The sequence below is a fragment of the Armatimonadota bacterium genome, assembly GCA_023511795.1.
Taxonomy (GTDB): domain Bacteria; phylum Armatimonadota; class UBA5829; order DTJY01; family DTJY01; genus JAIMAU01.
On the sequence record JAIMAU010000002.1, the window covers coordinates 80,141 to 98,482 of the forward strand.

Genomic DNA, 18,342 nt, shown 5'->3' on the forward strand with positions numbered 1-18,342 from the left:
GGTATGTTCGAAAGACGACTTAACCTAATAATCTGCTTAGCGCTGCTTCTCTTAATATTTGCTACGTTTTGCCGTGTGCTCAACAACGAATTTCTCTCCTATGATGATCCGGAATATGTCGTAAATAATGTAAACGTGCACGGCCTTAACGTGCGAAATATCAGCTGGGCTTTTAGGACTGTATATCAAGGCACTTGGCAGCCAATGGTTTGGCTGTCGTATATGTTTGAATGGGAACTTTTTCGTCTGGGGCCTTTTGGATACCATTTGACCAATCTGCTGCTTCATTCTGCCAACACGGTTATGCTTTTTTTAGTCCTCGTTCGCATGACTGGCTTGCCTTGGCAGAGTGGCTTTGTGGCAGCGCTTTTTGCAATACACCCTTTACATATTGAGTCGGTTGCTTGGATAGCCGAGAGAAAGGACGTCTTAAGCACACTTTTTTGGATGCTTGCGCTGTGGGCATATGCCCGATATGTCCAAATTCCCAAGGTTTCGACCTATGCTCCAATTATTATTTTCTTTGCCCTTGGCCTAATGTCAAAGCCAATGCTTGTAACTCTCCCATTCGTGCTTCTACTTTTGGATTACTGGCCACTCTGCCGCAGCACACTTGCTAATCGCTCGCCTACTGCTTGGAATTTGAAATTAAGTACGAAGACTACCTCGCACCTGATTATTGAGAAGTTGCCGCTTTTCGGAATGGTGTTGGTCTCTTGCTATATTGCATACTATGCCCAGCAGAAGGGTGGAGCGATAAGCTCGTTTGAAGCCATACCGTTTGGCATTAGGGTTTCTAATGCGATTGTCTCCTATGTCCTGTATATTTTAAAGATGCTATGGCCGCAGAAGCTTGCAGTTATCTACCCCCATCCTCTCAATAAGATACCGGAGTGGCAGGTGGTAGCTTCTGGATTGGCGCTTGCGATTTTGTTATATTTTGCCTTCCGAGCATCTAAACGCCGGCCGTACGTCGGCGTTGGGTGGTTGTGGTTTATGGGCACCCTTGTTCCTGTAATTGGTCTGGTGCAGTTTGGCATGCATGCCATGGCAGATCGTTTTACCTACATTCCCTTGATTGGCCTTTTTATAGTAATCGCATGGGGAATCCCGGATTTAACTGGAAGCTTAAGTAGAAATAAAGTAATGGAAGAAAGCAAAAAGGCTAGCTACTTCTTCAACGGTTTCCTCCATTCTTCCGTTCTTCCTTTAAGTGCTATTATATCGCTTGTTTGTCTTTCTACTTGTACTTTTATTCAATTGGGTTATTGGAAAAATAGCGTTGCGATTTTTACTCGGGCTCTTGAGGTAACATCGGAAAACTCGGTTGCTCATACGAACCTTGGTACTGCTTTAGCCGAGAAAAAAGACTATAAAACAGCTGCGAAACATTTCGAAGCCGCACTCAGAATCATGCCAGACCAGCCGAAGACTCGTTTTAATTTAGGGAATGCATTTTATGGAATGGGAAAAATTGACCTGGCAATCGCTCATTTTACAGAGGCGCTGAGGCTAAATCCTAATTTCGAAGACGCTCGGGTTAACCTAATCGCCGCCACTGCAGAGAAGCGGCGGCGCGCTAGTGCCAATATGGTGCGGCAAGTTGTGAGGTCAAAGCAACGTGAAAACGCACTGAAACATTACCGTAAAGGCTTGGATTTTGACTTACAGGGCAACCTTAATGAGGCTATGAAAGAATATCAAGAGGCGATAAGGATTGATCCAACGTTTGCAGAGGCCCATAGCAACCTTGGGGTAATTCTTAAAGAATTAGGCAAGCTTGACGAAGCAATAGGGGAATACCGCAAGGCAATCAGGCTTGATCCAACGCTTGGAGAAGCCCACAACAACCTTGCTATAGCCCTATATTTCAAGGGTGATTATGCAGGTGCATGGAGAGAGGTCGAGCTGTGTCGCAAATACGGGGTTATACCTCATCCTGATTTTTTAAAAGCACTCTCCGAAAGAATGCCGGAGCCATAAGTGATTATGAAACACTATAGTGTTCGAAAAAACAAAAAAAGCGACAAATCAAGGTTAGAAGGATATCGTTTAGGAAGCGTTCCATTTGTAAGCAATTCCAGGGCGACTATTGCAATATCGGCTGTATTGATTATCATCCTAACTGTATTAATGCTTGCAGGTTCTATTTTTGCTAGCAAGGATGTTATTATTTCCCGTAACCGAGGGGATATCTGCCTACACTACGTTCATTTGAGGGAGTTTGGATTCCGCGAACTTAGGAACGGCAACCTAGCATTGTGGAATCCGTATGTTTTCTCTGGTAGCCCGTTTTTCGGTTTTTTTCAGTCTGCGCTCTTATATCCTCCAAATTGGTTGCATTTGATACTTTCAGTTTCAAGGGCGATCAATCTTTTGGTTGCGGTGCACATCATTCTTGCAGGTTTGTTTATGTATCTCTGGGTAGCACATCGTAGGCTACACCCGGGGGCATGTTTTCTTTCGGCAATTTTGTGGATGTTTTCTGCGCCTCTATTTATGCATGTGTATGCTGGTCATTTGCCTGTGATATGCGTTATGGCATGGGCACCACTGGTACTACTTGCGATTGATGGTATGTTTGACAAGCCATCGCTATCATGGTTCTTGTTGGGAGCATTTGCAATTGCAATGCAAGGGCTAGCTGGTTTTCCACAGTGCATGTTTTACACCCTGGTGGCGGTGGTTTTCTACTCTGGGATTCGGATAATAAAAACAGAAAAGAGACTCATTACAGGGCTTTGCGTGATAGGGATGTATGTTGCGGGAGGCGCGCTATCTGCCGTCCAGATTCTAACGGGGCTTCAGGCGGCGGCCGAGAGCATTCGCGGCGGGGGTGTAAAGTATGACTATGCGGCAATGTTCTCGTTCCCTCCTGAGAATTTGATTACCTTGCTGGTCCCTGGGTTTTTTGGAAATATGATTAAATTCCCCTATTGGGGGCGTTGTTTCTTGTGGGAAATGTCGCTTTATATAGGGGTGAGTGGCTTCTTCCTAGCAATTTATGGAGCGGTATTTGGCGACAAACAGGTCCGACGTCTCTCACTTGCAATGATGTTCATCCTTATTGTGCTTGCCTTGGGATCGCATACTCCGCTTTTCAATATTTTGTATTATTGGGTTCCTGGCTTTAGCTCATTTCGCGGGATGTCGAAGTTTATACTTCAAGCCACGCTTTTTACAATTATGTTAGCAGGGGTCGGTTTTGACCGGATGTTAAAAAAGCCGCCGGAAAGACGGGCTTTTGTTGCAAGTGTTCTATGCGTTGGTTTAATTCTCGGCATTTTGGCGTTTTTTATCCGAACGTCGGCAGCAAATCCAAATGGATTATGGAAGAGATTTTCTACAGCTATTACCAGTTCAGCTGAGTGCTATGTTGGCAGGCACGGAATCTTAGAGTCAGATTTCTTCCTGCAAGCTGGGAACTTTGCCTCTGAGTCTTTGGTCATTTCTGCCGGAGTTTGTCTATTATTATTTGTTCTCCTTGTGATTGCAAAGAAGGAAAGACGAGCTGTATACGCGATTGGTATGTTGACAGCGGTTGAGATTCTTGTTTTTGCTCGCACGCTCTGTGTGAGCTTTGATTCAAAGCTGGCAGATAATCCAAGTCTGAGCGCTTTTCTTGCGAAGAATCCGGGGGATTACCGGATTCTTTGGCCAGATAATCCAAACCACGCTATGTGCGTTGGCAGGTATGATGTATGGGGTTATGATGCGCTTGTTCTTCGCCGATATGCAGAATTTATTGCGTTTATAAATGGAAAAGACCCTGATGAAGCGAAGGCCGAGATACGTTCATTTAGCACACATCCTCTAGCGAGCCTAATCAGATGCAGATACATTTTCATTCCTCAGGGAGGTGCTGTGCAGGTCTTCGAGTTGCCTAATCCTTTGCCGTTGTTAAATTTAGTTCAAGACTGGAAGGTTGCCACTAACCGTGACGATGTCCTTGCCAAAATGAGTGAGAAAGGGTTTGATCCAAGAAAGACTGTTGTTCTTGAGTCGGAGCCATATCCCAAGCCAGTTCCATCGGGAAGAATCGGCAAGGCAAGACTTTTGAAGCGTTCGACAGATGAGCTGGTTGTGGAGGCTGAGCTACCTGACCCGGCGATATTACTCATAACGGATGCGTACTCTAGAGGCTGGCGTGCAAAGCCACTGCCTGGGAGCGACCAAAGAAGGTACAACCTAATGCCTGCAGATTATATTCTCCGCGCAATTCCGCTTTCAGCGGGACATCACAAAATAAAAATCGAATACGCCCCTTCAGCATTCACAACGGGAAAATGGATTTCAATCGTGTCTAGTATTATTTACCTTTTTGCCGTTGCGGTGTACGCCAGAAGGTCAAGAAAACTTATTTAGAAACGGGATTCAGACTGAGAATCAATTTCCTTTACTCAGCCTCGGGGTACGACCCAAGCACCGTAACGAACAGCGTGTACTCCTTGAGCGCGTTCAAAGCTTTTTGAATTGGTGCGTCTTTGAAATGACCCTGGCAGTCCACAAAGAAGACGTATTCCCATGGCGTTAGTTTTGTTGGGCGTGATTCAATCATTGTGAGATTAATGTCGTATTTCTCGAATGCACTCAATGCGCGGAAAAGCGAGCCGGCTTTATGTGCAACTGAGAACATAAGCGATGTTTTGTCCTTTCCGCTCGGTGCTGGCTCGTTATAGCCAACGACGAGGAAGCGGGTTCGGTTTTGGGGATTATCTTCAATATGTTCTGCCAGCATTTTAAGGCCATAATACTCAGCTGCTAAGCTTGTGGCTATTGCTGCTGAACCCTTTTCAGTTGCGCAGATTTGGGCGGCTTTGGCGGTTGTGGACACTTCCTTTATTTCTGCATTTGGAAGGTTTGCCCTTAACCAATTTCGACACTGTGCAGCCGCCGTGGGAATTGAGTAAACGCACTTTATTTCTGAAAGGTCCTCAGCCAAAGATAATAGGTTGTGGGTGATTGGAAGGTAGACCTCCGAGCAAATCTTCAACTTTGACTGCAAGAATGTGTCTAGCGTGTGATTTATGACCCCTTCGGTTGAGTTTTCGATAGGGACAACGCCGAAGTCGGCTCGTTCGCGCTCGACCTCGCTAAATACGTCTGGTATGGTATCCATTGAGACGAAAGAGCATGATGAGCCGAACTTGCTTATGGCTGCCATGTGAGTGTTGGTGGCAGGTGGCCCCCAATAGGCAATTGTTAGCGGTTTCTCAAGTGCTCTTGAGGCTGAGATTATTTCGCGATAGATTGCCCGGAGAGCTGAGTTTGGCAATGGCCCAGTATTCGCATGAATTAGCTTTGTAAGCACTTGTCGTTCGCGCTCAGGTGCGAAAGTGCTTTTCTTCATCCTTGCCTTGTATTTGCCAATCTCAAGGGCGAGCTCAGCACGCTTGTTCAATAGTTCAAGGATTTGCTGGTCAATTTTGTCTATTTGTTTCCTTATGCTTGCTATGTCCATGAACTTCCCCGCGACTACTTATTAGTTTTAGCAACATTACTATAAATGATTTTGCCTGTAAGAGCAAGGGTGTGCTTGAAATTGTGACATTCTTGCATAGCAGTGAACAATTTATCAGAGCCTTGCCACAGAATTTGTATAAGTTGGTTGAAAATTTCTGGTTGCGGATTGCTTTTCGCCGTCATATTAATTGATAAGGCTCGTCCGCGTGGACGAGCCTTATCGTATACTGATGGGGCGAGAAATGGGATTCGAACCCACGACCTCCAGGGCCACAACCTGGCGCTCTAACCGGCTGAGCTATTCCCGCCGCGACCTAGGTGGCGCCCCCGACAGGATTCGAACCTGTGGCCCACTGCTTAGAAGGCAGTTGCTCTGTCCCCTGAGCTACGGGGGCCCATTTGCAAAGAAAAAAAGCACCTTCCACCCATCGGTGCTTGCTTTCGAATTGATGGAGCGGGAGACGGGGATCGAACCCGCGACATCCAGCTTGGAAGGCTAGCGCTCTACCAACTGAGCTACTCCCGCATTTTAATAGCTTTGCTCTGTGCAAATGTATTATACCACAATTCGAACTAATGTCAAGAGACTGTGCCTGCAGTTTTGACGTTAGTAGTTTCTTCGTTCGATTCTTCTGCAGCGAGGATGTCTTCTTCCTCACTTCTTGTGTCGTAAACCAATCCAAATGCCAGTCGTCCTACAAGTGGCATTTTGTGCTCCTCGCCGTAATAAGCCTTAAGCATAGAAGTGCCTGCGAACAAGAGCATCGAGAGCCCGGGTAGCCACCAAAGAAAAGAGAGGGCTGGTATGCATTTGATGGTAATTAACAAAAGTGTTAAAAATGTGAACCCGAACGTTGATTGAAGGGCATGAAAACGGACAAAATGGCTTTTTTTCTCAAGTATCAGGATGATAAAGCCGAGAAGATAAAAATACGATGCTACTGCAATGATGTTTTCTTCGAATCCTAAGCTTGATTGACCGTAATCATCCATGCAAAAACCACCACACATGGATAACTCTAATCAACGTTTAGAGTTTGTTGCGAGTACCTATATTGTTATGCTTAGCTAGTATAGCACAAGAGCATCAGGTTTTCAACGTGGATTTCACATTCTTAGCCCAGGACTTATGTAGCTGAAATTTCCTGTTTCTAGCTGCTTCTATAAGGCTCAAGAACATCGAAAAGACGGTTGAGCTTGGCAGGGTCTTTTTTCCCAATTGAGGATTCCACCCCTGTGCAGACGTCTATTCCATTTGGCCGAACTGCTTGCAATGCCATAATGACATTTCCATCGTTTATTCCGCCAGCCAATATGCCAGGGACCGTTCTGTCTTTAAGAAGGGCTCGTATTGCGTTCCAATCGCCAACCATGCCGGTACCGCCAAGCATTGTCTTAGTGCCGGTAGTATCAAGCGTGTCCACGGCGATTGCGTCGACTCCTGAGTTCTCGAGGTCTTCTGCGAGCGTAATTAAAAACTCAAGATCCACTGCTCCGTGGCCTTTTGGGGGGAGGTGGAGGCACTTCCAGATCCGACAGTCCAAGGCACTTTTCAAGGTAGCAATGAATTCAGGAGGCTCATTGCCGAGAAGCTGGATTGCAAAAGGGTTGAGCTCATCTACGATTTTGCGGATGCGATCCAGGCTGCTGTTGAATACAAGCGCTACGCCGGGGATAGGTGGAGATTTGAAGAGCTTGCCAGCTTGTGTAAGAGAAATCGAGCGTGGGGAGTAGGCTACATCAATGAGTACACCAAAGTAGTCTGCACCGGCCTCTGCAACGAGATCGCGGTCCTCGGCGCTTGTGATACCGCAAATCTTGACAAAGTCAAGTCGGTAGGCGCCAAGCGTCGAATTGTGTGGCATGGGTTTGGGCTCCTTTCGATAGTTCAATGGAAATTCCCGAGAGGGCCAAGATGGCACATTTATCCGCGCCTATATGGGGATTATAGGACATAGGTGTGTGCTTCATCGCCTCGTAGGCTCCAGGTTGGCAATTTGCCTGAAGCAACCCAACGGTTGTGATATTTTAGCATGCCAAAGCTGTATAGTCAATTGTTTTTTCGATATGGTAATGTGTGAAATTTTTAGTTGCTTGCCATTATTATATTTTGGGTATCTAGGCTGAAAATTTGAAGAAGACGATGTCTCCGTCTTGAAGTATATATTCCCGGCCTTCTAATCTAATTTTTCCAAGATGTCGGGCATTTACCCATGAGCCTGAGGCTTTGAGGTCTTCGTAAGAGACAACCTCGGCTTTTATGAAGCCCTTTTGGATATCTTTGTGTATCATTCCGGCGGCGTGATAGGCATCCGCCCCCCGGCGTATTGGCCATGCGGTTACACATCTCCCGACGATTGTGTAGAAAGTGATAAGGTCAAGAAGCCTGTAGGCTGCAATTAAAATCTCTGCAAGAGCATTTGTAGGCATTCCAAATTCGTTCGCAAACTCCTCAGCCTCTTCTGGTGAAAGTTCTGCTAAATCGCAAGCTAATTTGCATGGGAGCTCATATAGCAGTTCCCCGTGCTCCTTTGCCCATTCTCGAAGACGTAGAAGATACTCATTCTCGCATTGGTCCCCAATGTTCGCCACTAGCATTCGTGACTTTGCCGATAGGAGATTTAGAGGGTCGGCTTTTGACATTAATTCGGGGGCAACCACTCCGCTTCGCAAGTTTTTTCCGGAATTTAAGGCATCGAAGATAGCTAGCAATGCCTCACGTTCTTCTTTCTGCTCTTTTAGACTTGGGTTCTTGCCAATTTTGTCTAGCCTTCGGTCGAGCACAACAAGGTCTGCGAGTCGAAGCTCAGTGTCAATGATCTCAAGATCGCGAATAGGGTCTGGTTCTCCTTCTACGTGGGAAATGTGCGGTGCCTCAAAGCACCTCAGGACTTGGATTATTGCATCTACATTTCGGATATAGCCAAGGAACTCATTACCGAGACCCTCGCCTTTGCTGGCGCCGCGGACTAAGCCTGCGATGTCAACCAGGCGGAAAGTGGCCGGACGAGCTTCTTCCTGTTCGGCAATAATCTTTAAGTCGTCTAGGCGTGCGTCGGGAACAGGAACGATTGCTTCGTTTTTCCCAACAGTAGTGAACGGATAGTTTGAGACTTCCGCACTAGCTCGTGTTATTGCATTGAAAAAAGTTGTCTTGCCGACGTTAGGCAAGCCGACAATGCCACATGAAACCATTACGTGATCCTAAAGAGTCAGACTCTAGAGCTTAGTCTATTATATCATTATAGGGTTCTTATTTCCCACAAAATTTAACGGTGTCGGATTTCAACATATACAGAAGCTGGTCAGGTTTTGGGCAAGAAAGTGTTTTTCGGATTCTGGTTACATCCTGGCTGAAACCAAGGGTAGCGTTGTGTTCCAGCTGAGGGTGCCTTTTGTGAGTGCGTTCGGGCATGACAGGGAAATCGAGTTTTGCGAGATTAAAAGCTTTTTGCAGGAAGCCCGACTTTTGCGGATTAACATATCCATCGGTGAAAAGTATGAAACATGTATTATTGGCAACGATGCTTATCTTTTTAATTACCACGACCAGCCAGGCGGGCATTGTTGGTGGAAGAAGGCTGTTTAAGTTTGAAAATAAGAAAGATTTTGAGTTGTTTTGGCTTACCCATGCTAGGTGGAACTCAGCCGCTGGCGGCGTCGAAGCTAAATTTGCGGAAGATGGCAATAAGAACAACAAAACTCTTGCTTCCTCACCAATTGATAATCCATATCCATCGGCTTTGATAGAATCACCCGTGGTAGAAATCGGCTTCCCTTGCAGTGAGATTATTGTTTCGTGGAATGCAGTTACTCCGTTGGGAAGCTATCTACGAGTGTATGTGCAGACGCGCTCAGCCGGCGTTTGGAGCAAAAGGTTTACTGTTGCCATCTGGAGTCGTGAATCCCGCGCTGATTTTCGAACTAGCCTCAGGCTGCAAAAAGATATGTTTGCAAGGATAGAATCCGATACGCTGTTTCTTACAAAACCTGCCGATGCGTTTCGGGTTTTGGCGGAGCTTTCAACGAGGGATGGGAAGACTTATCCAATTCTTAAGATGCTCACAGTTCATGCTATTGCCAAAGATGCTCGCCCTGGTAGGCTTAGGAAACACCGGGAAGTTTGGGGAAAAGACCTTCTCGTTCCCGAACGATCCCAGCTTACCGTTCCCGAAGGCTATCGGTTTTGCAGTGCTACTTCGACTGCGATGGTGCTCGATTGGTGGGCGCAGAAGCTTGGGCGGCCTGAGCTTTCTGTGCCGCTCCAAACAGCGGTAGATGGCATTTATGACAAGGGCTGGGGTGGAACAGGCAATTGGACTTTCAATACAGCGTACGCTGCGGAGTTCGGCGGCCTTAAGGCGTATGTCACGAGGCTTTCGAGTGTATCTCAGATTGAGCAGTGGATTGCTAAGGATGTTCCAGTAATCGTTAGCCTTGATTACAATGTCCTCCGTGGAAAAGCAGGTAGGGACATGGGCCATTTAACGGTAGTCCGCGGCTTTACTGAGGAAGGAGATCCTATCTTTAATGACCCATATACTTTCCTTGACAAGGGAGAATGTGTGCGCAAAGTTTTCCCCCGGTCAAATTTAGAAGCTTCTTGGCTTACCGAGGAAGGTTCAAAAGGCACTGTTTACCTAATCTACCCGGAAGGCTGGGAAATACCTCGAAACAGGTATCTGGATTGGTAAGGCACAGGTTATTTGTTTCGAAGTTGCTTTCTGTGGGTTTAAAATTATGTCTGAATGCGTTAAGTCTGTAACTTCCAAGTATGCTTTTCATCATGTCATTTTCTGGTTTACCCCTCTTAAATTACTTGCCGCATTACAAGAAGAAAGCTGAGCCTTGACCAATGCGTGTTCTAGCAGGATTTGATTTTAGGGAAGTAGTCTAGCAGATATTAACCTAGAAGATGAATTGCCTGTATATTGGTATACCTAGTGCCCATCCAATTAGTGTCCACGTGCTGGCGATGACATAATCTCCGAGAATAAGGCCCATGAAGAACGGAAGAAGTGTCCGATAAAGCTTGATTCCGCCATATCGGAGTGTAAGAACCTTGCAAAACCAGCCGATGAATGCAGTAAACCAAAAGTAATCCATCGCATAACTTACTGCAAGCCCATAGCCAATAGGATGAAATGGCCACCAGAGAAAGCGTGATTTCATAATTGTCAAGAATATGGCAAATGCACCGCCAGAAACCATTGCAGTCAGTGCCGCGCCATCTGGTTTCTTGGGGTTTAACACCCAGCTGTTCAGCCTATCGAAGGCATAGCTTCCGATACTCGTCCGATAGCCAGCAATGATCTTGGCGGTTGCCGCTCCATTGATATAGTACATATGGAGGAGTGACCAGAAGGTTGATAAAATGCCCAGCACAACAGCAACCATTATTATTACTGTAAGCTTGCGGCCACTTGATTTGCATACCTCGCCGATTTTGAAAGCCTCGAGTTGATGAGGCGCAACAAGGTTTCGGTAGCCGCGGTTGAACCAATAGAAGTAGCTTATTATGGTGAGATTTCTTATCCCGAGGGCTTGAGTCCCAAAGGCAGCCGTCATTATCTCTTCGGGCCGGTAGAAGTTCAACTCATGTGCAGGTGGGCCTAGCTCTGCGCGAATACGTGTGATGGCGATTGCCACGATAAAGTATAGTGCAAAGAAAACCACTGGGACAAATGGTGATGCGCCAGCAAGAATGCAAAATATATAGAGGAACGCCAATCCAAAGCCGATTCCTATGAAAGCTGTTCGGTATGACATAGGCTCGGTCGAATCGTCGATTTCGGACTCTTGTCCAAGTGCGCGCTTTATAACCTCCCGAAGGTAGTTCCGACTTCCATACACCATTATTAGTGCTAGAATTATCCATGCTCCGTCTGCCTGCTCGGCGAAGTACGGAAACCTTTGCATTGCTGGGCTTGCGCCGGCATCGCGCCAACCCATTGCGACCGCAAAAACGTCAAGCATTTTGCGGAATAAGTAGAAAAACCAGCAGCTAAATGACAAATCCGCAGGCAGGAAGAAAGTCAGCCCGATTGCGAAGGGGTAGAAGGAAATCGGGAACCAGCCGACGCCGTTCCATGGGCGATTCTGGATGAACTGTCCTATATTGTAGACCTTAATTTGGATATAAGGCACAGATGGATAGAAGAAGTTCAGGTTGTTTAGCGTCTCAATTAATACTGGAATAATGAAGCCAATCCAAAGGAACTTGTTTTTGAAAAAACCTGACTGGCCTCCTTCTTTGGTCATTTCGAGCGGCATTTGAATTATCGGAAAGCTTAGGCGCTCGCGGTCGCTCCACTGCTTGCGGACAATTACGTTAATGCAGAGGAGTGTAAAAGCAATCACAACCATGAACGTACCCCAAACGGCGATTGGTGTGAGCCATGCTAGGATGTGTTCTTTTGTATAGAATGTCGAGTTGCCCTCATAAAACCCTCTGAGCACTTCTTTATCTCGAACCGCGAACCATTTTGGGATGTAGCGGTGGAATTTCTGCCAGTCGTTTTGTGGATTGTCAAACCAGAAGACATTTGTGATGTTTGGGAGGAGATTGCCCATCATGTCATGGCCACACATGGCGGTAGAAATGCTGAGCATAATGTAGACCACCATCAGCTCGCCTTGGTTCAGCGCTAAGCCGGGGAAACGCTTAGCGATAAGGAGGTTGGCAATGGTTAAGACGAAGAGGAGAAAAACAACTGTCATAAATAAGGAAACACAGGTGCTGTCGTTGCTACACCATTTGATTTCGGTGATTGTAACCCAGTAGCAGTTAAACGGCACGAGAATCAGGCCGAGGAGGATTGCTCTGAACCTGATGCCGTACTTAGGAGTTTTTGCTTTGTCCAATCGTTTTCCTGCCGAAGTAGAGTAATCGTCCGACCTCAACTATATCAAGGGCAGCGTAGGGTGTCAAGGATGCGCCGTGTAAGATAGCCTTTTTGGGGGTTTGACCATAATTACCCAATAGTGTAGAATTATGGCCGAGACTAAATACGAGTTTCTGGGGCAGTAAAATCGAAGTCATTGGCGACTTTGGTTTTCCACAATGCCCCAATATTATGTTACATCGGCATTCTATTTTAGGTTGGTGGTTATGTTCAAAATTTGTGTATGCATCAAGCAGGTTCCTGCGACCACGGAGGTAAAGTTCGATCCTGAGACAAACACACTAATTCGCGAAGGCGTTGAGACCCAGATTAACCCTTTTGACCTGTATGCACTGGAGGAGGCAGTTCGGATGAAGGAACGCCTTCAGGAGCAAGGTGAGGAAGCGACCGTTACAGCGGTCACGATGGGTCCACCTCAGGCTGAGGAAGCCCTGAGAGAAGCAATTTCGCTCGGTGCGGATGGTGGAATACTGCTGTCTGACCGAGCCTTCGCCGGTGCGGATACTTGGGCAACGTCCTACACGCTTGCGAAAGCCCTTGCGAAGCTCGAGCCGGCTCTCGTATTTTGTGGGATGCAGGCGATTGATGGTGACACTGGTCAAGTTGGGCCAGGTATAGCGGTGCACCTAGATTATGCCCAGGCAACCTATGTGGCAAAAATTGAGTCCTTTGACAAGAAGAAGTTGACCGTCAGGCGGCTGCTTGAGAATGGCTATGAGGTTTGTTCTGTTCGCCTGCCGGCTGTTCTAACTGTGGTAAAGGAGATTAACGAGCCTAGAACCCCTTCTCTGCGAGGAAAGATGAATGCGAAGAAGGCGCAAATACCCGTCTGGAAGCCAGACGACATAGATGCTTCTCCCGAGAAGATAGGGCTTCAAGGTTCACCAACGCAGGTAATCAAAGTTTTTTCACCGCCTCGCCGAGAGGGCGGAGAAAAATTCACAGGCGAGCCAGATGAGCTTGCTGACAAGCTTTTAAACGTACTGAAGGAGATGGAGATAGTCTAGTGGCAATCCGAGTTATAGAAAGCAAATGCAATGGTTGCGGATTATGTGTAAAAGCATGTCCGCTTAATGCAATTACCGTTGATAACAAGCTGGCAATCATTGACCTTGACATTTGTAACTACTGTGGTTCGTGCGTGAGCGCCTGTCGGCTTCGTGCGATAGCCATCGAGATTGAGAAGCAACCAGCCGAAGATCTTGGGCAATATAGGGGAGTCTGGGTTTTTGGCGAGCAGTTCCGTGGCAAAATTGCTCCTGTCGTGTTTGAGCTCATAGGTGTTGGTCGCAGGCTTGCCGACGATCGCGGGGCAGAGTTGGCAGTTATCGTTCTTGGAAATAATCTTGGCGATGCAGCCGCCGAACTCGCTGAATATCCGGTTGACAAGGTTTACCTTTATGAAGCTCCTGAACTGGCCCGGTATGATGGAGAGCGGTATTCTCGAATCTTAGCAGATGTTATCCGTGAGCTGAAGCCGGAGATTATGCTTGCAGGTGCAACAACAACGGGGCGGTCGTTCCTTTCGCAAGTGGCAATTCGTCTATATACAGGGTTGACCGCCGACTGCACCGGTTTGGCGATAGGTAAAGATGATGGTCTGCTATACCAGACACGCCCGGCGTACGGTGGCAACGTGATGGCAACCATTCTTTGTCCATATACCCGCCCACAGATGGCAACCGTGCGGCATAAGGTATTCCCGATAAGCCCGAAGCGGAGCGATGGGAAGAAAGCACAGATTATAAACCTTAACCCCAAGCCTCAACTTTTTAGTTCTCGTAGCGAGATTCTCGACTTCATTGAGCAGTGCGAGTCGACGGTCAACCTCGTCGAGGCGGATATCATTGTATCTGGCGGCCGGGGCATTCAGGATCCCTCAAACTTTTCAATGCTTGAGGAGTTGGCAAAACTGCTTGGTGGTGCAGTCGGTGCGAGCAGGGCGGCTGTGGACGCAGGATGGATTCCATACTGCCATCAGGTTGGACAAACAGGAAAGACTGTCTGTCCAAAACTCTATATTGCATGTGGAATTAGCGGTGCAGTTCAGCATCTTGCGGGGATGTCGTCTTCAGATACTATCATTGCAATCAACAAAGATCCTGATGCACCAATCTTCGGCGTTGCAGATGTGGGCTTTGTCGGCGACTGCCTTGAAATCATACCTTTGTTAACCAAAAAGATAAAGGCGATGCGAGGACTCGAAACCTGACGACTGACAACCACGTATTGTAATTGAAATATGGCTTGACAAACTCTGCAGTTAAAATGCGTAGTGTTTTAAAGTTAGTAGTTTTAATTATTTTGCTATCGCTTTTGGCTACTTTTGGGCAGACTGACCCCGAAATACGCGCCCAAGTTCGCCAAGCGACTCAAGCTTTCAAGGATATAACTCTGACGTGTCGGGTTTTGTATGCAAATATTCCCGAGCTAAAGAAAATTGGAAAGGACTTCCCGAATAGCTACGAGTTCAAATCCACCACAATCAAATACAAAGCCCCTGACAAAATGAAAATTGAGGGCAAGCTTGGGCTGGTAACAGTCGCAATTGTAATAAATGGAGACGTTAAGTCAATTAAGGCGCCGGGATTGCATATATCAAAGAAGGAGAACATTGCTAGGCAACCCCATAAGCGGCAGGGAGACCTTGACATTGGTATCTTTACCGACCAGCTTTGGCAGGATTACATAGTTACTAATGTAGAGACCGAAGAAGGACAGAACGGCAAGCTCTACAGAATTGCTTTTGTTAGGTCAAATTCAAAGAACAAAAAGCTAGTCCTGTGGGCTGAGCCGAAGACTTGGAAGCTACTTAAGTTAGAGAAATATGAAGATGATGGCACATTGAAGTCACGCTACATATACTCAAACCACAGACGCTACGGCCCAATTTGGGTCCCAGGGCACATAGATGTCTACAACCGGGACGGCAAGCTAGCCGGCTCGACAATGTATGAAAATATCAAAGTTAATTCTGGAATCCCCGACTCTGAGTTCAAACCTTAACGCCCACAAGGCAGGGAATTCGAAGCACTAAAAGCAAGTCAGCGGTAGACAAAGAATTTGAGGCACACTTTGAAAGCGACTGCCGCAATGCTTAGTCAAGGAAGGTAGAAACCTTGACAAAGAACGCAGTACGTCACTATAATGTCCCGGTGTTTCGTGAGGCATTAGATGGAGCGAGCAGGCAGGTCCGCAGCCGGCCCGAAAAAGGAGACTTCTCGCCCCGATCCCAGCTTGGACACAGACGTCCGCTATGCTAAGGGAGTGGGAGAGCGCCTGGCGAAGGTTTTTAGCAAGCTAGGCATTTTTACGGTTCGAGATCTCCTGACGCATTTCCCCCGCCGCTATGAGGATCGGCGGCATATGCGCCGGATTGCGCAGCTTAAGCCTGGAGAAACGGCAACGGTCGCTGGAAGAGTGGTTGTTGCTGACAACCTGCGGACTCCTCGAAGCCAGATGCTTTTGACAAAAGTAGCGATCCAGGATGACTCCGGAATCGCATACTTAGTTTGGTTCAATCAATGGTATCTGAAAAATAAGTTTGTAAAGCTCCTTGGAAAAAAAATAGTTGTATATGGAACTGCGCAGCCTGGAATTCACGGCATAGAGATAATAAATCCTGAGTGGGAAGAGGTCGATGAGGGCGTTGACCCTCTCTCATCCAACCGAATAGTGCCAGTCTATCCACTGACGGAAGGGTTGTATCAGGGTACCGTTAGGAGAATAATCTACCAGGCGTTAGAAAGGTTTTTGCCGAGCGTTCATGACATCCTACCCGAGGAGATTCGCGAGCGCCGCAGTCTGGTTGGTTTGTCAGAGGCTCTGCTAAACATTCATTTTCCGGAAAGCGAGACGGTGCTCGGGAAGGCGCGATTTAGGTTGGTATATGAGGAATTCTTTCTGCTTCAGCTTGCATTGGCGCTGAGGAGGCAGAGTTTCACAGCAGGTGAGCCGGGAATCGCATTCCGAGTGACACCTGAGTGTACAAAGGCGCTCTATGATGTTTTGCCGTTTGAGCTAACTAACGCGCAGAAACGCGTTATTGCCGAGATTGAGCGAGACATGGCAAGTCCAAGGGCGATGAACCGCCTCCTGCAAGGCGATGTCGGGTCGGGGAAGACGATAGTCGCTGTTGCCGCAATTATGATAGCCGTCCATAACGGCTACCAAGCGGCGCTGATGGCGCCGACGGAAATTTTGGCCGAACAGCACTACCTCGTACTGAGGCGGATGCTTGAAGCACTTGGCTTGGATGTTGTTTTGCTGACAGGCAGCCTTCCAGCGAAGGAAAAGCGCTTGGCTAAGGAAAAAACGGCGTCTGGATTGGCGAATATCGTGATTGGAACGCATGCGCTGATACAGGAAGACGTCGAGTTTGCAAAGCTTGGGCTGGTGATTGTTGATGAACAGCACCGGTTTGGCGTTCTTCAAAGAGCCGCTCTAAGGCAAAAAGGTTGGAATCCAGACGTGCTGGTAATGACAGCCACGCCGATTCCGCGGACCTTGGCATTGACGGTGTATGGTGACCTTGATCTTTCGGTTATTGACGAGATGCCGCCGGGGCGGAAACCTATAAAGACTCACTTTAAGCCAACGAGTGAGCGGCCTAGGGTATATGAAGCTATTAGAAAGCTTGTTGATCAGGGGCGGCAAGTATATATAGTCTGTCCGCTCATAGAGGAATCCGAAAAACTTCAGGCGAAAGCTGCCACGGAGCTGGCTGAGCACTTGGCTAACGATGTGTTTCCAAACTATAGGCTTGGGCTGCTCCATGGACAGATGAAACCCGCAGAGAAGGATGAGGTCATGAGCCGTTTTCGGAACGGCGAAATTCAGATTCTCGTCTCGACTACGGTAATTGAGGTCGGTGTAGATGTTCCAAATGCCTGCGTAATGGTTATAGAAGATGCTGAAAGGTTCGGCATGGCGCAGCTTCACCAATTGAGGGGACGTGTTGGCAGGGGCGAACATCAATCTTTCTGTGTGTTGATTGGAGACCCAACGACCGAAGAGGCTAGGCGGCGACTGGAAGTAATTTCAGCTACCAACAATGGATTCCAGATTGCAGAGGAAGACCTGAAAATCAGAGGGCCAGGAGAGTTTTATGGTACGCGGCAGAGCGGCCTGCCGTCGCTCCGAATTGCGGATGTACTGCAGGATGTTGATATTCTTGAGATGAGCCGCCAGGATGCGTTCGAGCTTGTGAAGCGCGATTCCAATCTGACTGCGCCTGAGCACCAGGGACTGAAGCAGGAAGTAATGAGGAGATTTGAGGGCTACGAATTGGTCTCGGTGAGTTGATAAGCTAATCTCGTTCGATGATGTTAGAGGATGGGTTGGAATAACATGATAAGAGCCGTATATCCCGGAAGCTTTGATCCGGTAACAAATGGCCATATGGATATAATAAAGCGCGCGGCAAGCCTATTTGACGAGCTGATAGTTGCGGTCGCACCGAATATCGGAAAAAAGCCTCTTTTTGATGTAGTAGAGCGCGTTGAGATGCTCCGAGAAGTATGCCGTAGTTTACCGAATGTAAGGGTAGACTCGTTCACAGGTCTTTTGGTTCGATATGCCAAAGCCCAAGGTGCTACGGTAATCGTGAAGGGTTTGAGAGCGCTTTCGGATTTCGAGTTTGAGTTTGAAATGGCTTTGATGAATCGCCGCCTCGACTCGGGCATCGAGACAGTTTTCATGATGACAAACGCAGAATATTCATATCTTAGTTCTAGCATTGTAAGGGAGGTAGCTAGCTTCGGCGGCTCTGTGAAGGGCTTGGTTCCAGAGATAGTCGAGAAGCGCCTGATTTCTAAATTCAAAGTAGGAGGTTCGGAGGCAGAAGGTTAGATTACCAAGGTGCTTTTTACCATTCGAGGGCACTTCTGGATGACCAACCGCAAACCGGGAACTTGGATGCCTTGGTTTTACAGTTTAGACTTCCTAACAGCAAGGGGGGCGATTTAGATAGACA

At 47.4% G+C, this 18,342-nt stretch carries 13 protein-coding genes and 3 tRNA genes; 8 read left to right on the forward strand and 8 right to left on the reverse strand.

All coding sequences use genetic code 11. The features are described 5' to 3' along the window. Positions 1-3 precede the first annotated feature (3 nt). Positions 4-1,983 carry a tetratricopeptide repeat protein gene (locus tag K6T99_03185; GenBank protein MCL6518811.1) on the forward strand — a complete coding sequence of 660 codons (1,980 nt, stop codon included), beginning with the start codon at positions 4-6 and terminating at the stop codon, positions 1,981-1,983. 6 nt (positions 1,984-1,989) lie between these two features. Beyond that, positions 1,990-4,365: a hypothetical protein gene (locus K6T99_03190; protein ID MCL6518812.1), complete on the forward strand. Its 2,376-nt coding sequence runs from the start codon at positions 1,990-1,992 to the stop codon at positions 4,363-4,365. 31 nt (positions 4,366-4,396) lie between these two features. Here the strand turns inward: K6T99_03190 and pheA are convergent, their stop codons facing one another. From pheA to ychF, 7 genes are all read right to left on the reverse strand, one after another. Next, complete coding sequence (gene pheA / locus K6T99_03195) at positions 4,397-5,461, reverse strand: prephenate dehydratase (protein ID MCL6518813.1); 1,065 nt, start codon at positions 5,459-5,461, stop codon at positions 4,397-4,399. A 233-nt stretch (positions 5,462-5,694) separates the two neighbouring features. Then, positions 5,695-5,771: transfer RNA gene (locus tag K6T99_03200), tRNA-His, on the reverse strand. Positions 5,772-5,782: 11 nt separating this feature from the next. Continuing rightward, positions 5,783-5,858, reverse strand: a tRNA-Arg gene (locus tag K6T99_03205). Positions 5,859-5,913: 55 nt separating this feature from the next. Next, a tRNA-Gly gene (locus tag K6T99_03210) sits at positions 5,914-5,989 on the reverse strand. 53 nt (positions 5,990-6,042) lie between these two features. Then, positions 6,043-6,456, reverse strand: coding sequence for a hypothetical protein (locus tag K6T99_03215; GenBank protein MCL6518814.1), 414 nt, complete (start codon positions 6,454-6,456; stop codon positions 6,043-6,045). Between the two features lie 158 nt (positions 6,457-6,614). Next, complete coding sequence (locus K6T99_03220; GenBank protein MCL6518815.1) at positions 6,615-7,328, reverse strand: phosphoribosylanthranilate isomerase; 714 nt, start codon at positions 7,326-7,328, stop codon at positions 6,615-6,617. Between the two features lie 253 nt (positions 7,329-7,581). Continuing rightward, positions 7,582-8,658 carry a redox-regulated ATPase YchF gene (ychF, locus tag K6T99_03225; protein ID MCL6518816.1) on the reverse strand — a complete coding sequence of 359 codons (1,077 nt, stop codon included), beginning with the start codon at positions 8,656-8,658 and terminating at the stop codon, positions 7,582-7,584. 305 nt (positions 8,659-8,963) lie between these two features. Between ychF and K6T99_03230 the strand changes: the two genes are divergently transcribed. Next, entirely contained in the window at positions 8,964-10,157 is a 1,194-nt protein-coding gene (locus tag K6T99_03230; GenBank protein ID MCL6518817.1) for a peptidase C39 family protein, read from the forward strand. A 214-nt stretch (positions 10,158-10,371) separates the two neighbouring features. Here the strand turns inward: K6T99_03230 and K6T99_03235 are convergent, their stop codons facing one another. Then, complete coding sequence (locus K6T99_03235; GenBank protein ID MCL6518818.1) at positions 10,372-12,327, reverse strand: hypothetical protein; 1,956 nt, start codon at positions 12,325-12,327, stop codon at positions 10,372-10,374. Positions 12,328-12,574: 247 nt separating this feature from the next. On the opposite strand from K6T99_03235, the gene K6T99_03240 reads away from it, so the two are divergent. The 5 genes from K6T99_03240 (at position 12,575) to coaD (ending at position 18,218) form a co-directional block, all read left to right on the forward strand. Further along, on the forward strand, positions 12,575-13,375 hold the full coding sequence (locus tag K6T99_03240; GenBank protein ID MCL6518819.1) for an electron transfer flavoprotein subunit beta/FixA family protein: 801 nt from the start codon (positions 12,575-12,577) through the stop codon (positions 13,373-13,375). Next, on the forward strand, positions 13,375-14,580 hold the full coding sequence (locus K6T99_03245) for an electron transfer flavoprotein subunit alpha (protein ID MCL6518820.1): 1,206 nt from the start codon (positions 13,375-13,377) through the stop codon (positions 14,578-14,580). Before K6T99_03240 ends, K6T99_03245 begins: the two co-directional genes overlap by 1 nt. A 56-nt stretch (positions 14,581-14,636) precedes the next feature. After that, positions 14,637-15,374 (forward strand): outer membrane lipoprotein-sorting protein, encoded by a 738-nt coding sequence (locus tag K6T99_03250; protein MCL6518821.1) that lies wholly within the window; start codon positions 14,637-14,639, stop codon positions 15,372-15,374. A gap of 168 nt (positions 15,375-15,542) precedes the next feature. Beyond that, on the forward strand, positions 15,543-17,672 hold the full coding sequence (gene recG / locus K6T99_03255) for an ATP-dependent DNA helicase RecG (protein ID MCL6518822.1): 2,130 nt from the start codon (positions 15,543-15,545) through the stop codon (positions 17,670-17,672). A 45-nt stretch (positions 17,673-17,717) separates the two neighbouring features. After that, the gene (gene coaD / locus K6T99_03260; GenBank protein MCL6518823.1) at positions 17,718-18,218 is read left to right on the forward strand and encodes a pantetheine-phosphate adenylyltransferase; all 501 of its coding nucleotides are present in this window, start codon (positions 17,718-17,720) and stop codon (positions 18,216-18,218) included. Positions 18,219-18,342 lie beyond the last annotated feature (124 nt).

Excerpts from the sequence above, each read along its gene's own strand:
- K6T99_03185 (MCL6518811.1), top strand. The coding sequence starts at position 4 with ATGTTCGAAAGACGACTTAACCTAATAATCTGCTTAGCGCTGCTTCTC.
- K6T99_03190 (MCL6518812.1), top strand. The coding sequence starts at position 1,990 with ATGAAACACTATAGTGTTCGAAAAAACAAAAAAAGCGACAAATCAAGG.
- pheA (MCL6518813.1), bottom strand. The coding sequence starts at position 5,461 with ATGGACATAGCAAGCATAAGGAAACAAATAGACAAAATTGACCAGCAA.
- K6T99_03215 (MCL6518814.1), bottom strand. The coding sequence starts at position 6,456 with ATGGATGATTACGGTCAATCAAGCTTAGGATTCGAAGAAAACATCATT.
- K6T99_03220 (MCL6518815.1), bottom strand. The coding sequence starts at position 7,328 with ATGCCACACAATTCGACGCTTGGCGCCTACCGACTTGACTTTGTCAAG.
- ychF (MCL6518816.1), bottom strand. The coding sequence starts at position 8,658 with ATGGTTTCATGTGGCATTGTCGGCTTGCCTAACGTCGGCAAGACAACT.
- K6T99_03230 (MCL6518817.1), top strand. The coding sequence starts at position 8,964 with ATGAAACATGTATTATTGGCAACGATGCTTATCTTTTTAATTACCACG.
- K6T99_03240 (MCL6518819.1), top strand. The coding sequence starts at position 12,575 with ATGTTCAAAATTTGTGTATGCATCAAGCAGGTTCCTGCGACCACGGAG.
- K6T99_03250 (MCL6518821.1), top strand. The coding sequence starts at position 14,637 with ATGCGTAGTGTTTTAAAGTTAGTAGTTTTAATTATTTTGCTATCGCTT.
- recG (MCL6518822.1), top strand. The coding sequence starts at position 15,543 with ATGGAGCGAGCAGGCAGGTCCGCAGCCGGCCCGAAAAAGGAGACTTCT.
- coaD (MCL6518823.1), top strand. The coding sequence starts at position 17,718 with ATGATAAGAGCCGTATATCCCGGAAGCTTTGATCCGGTAACAAATGGC.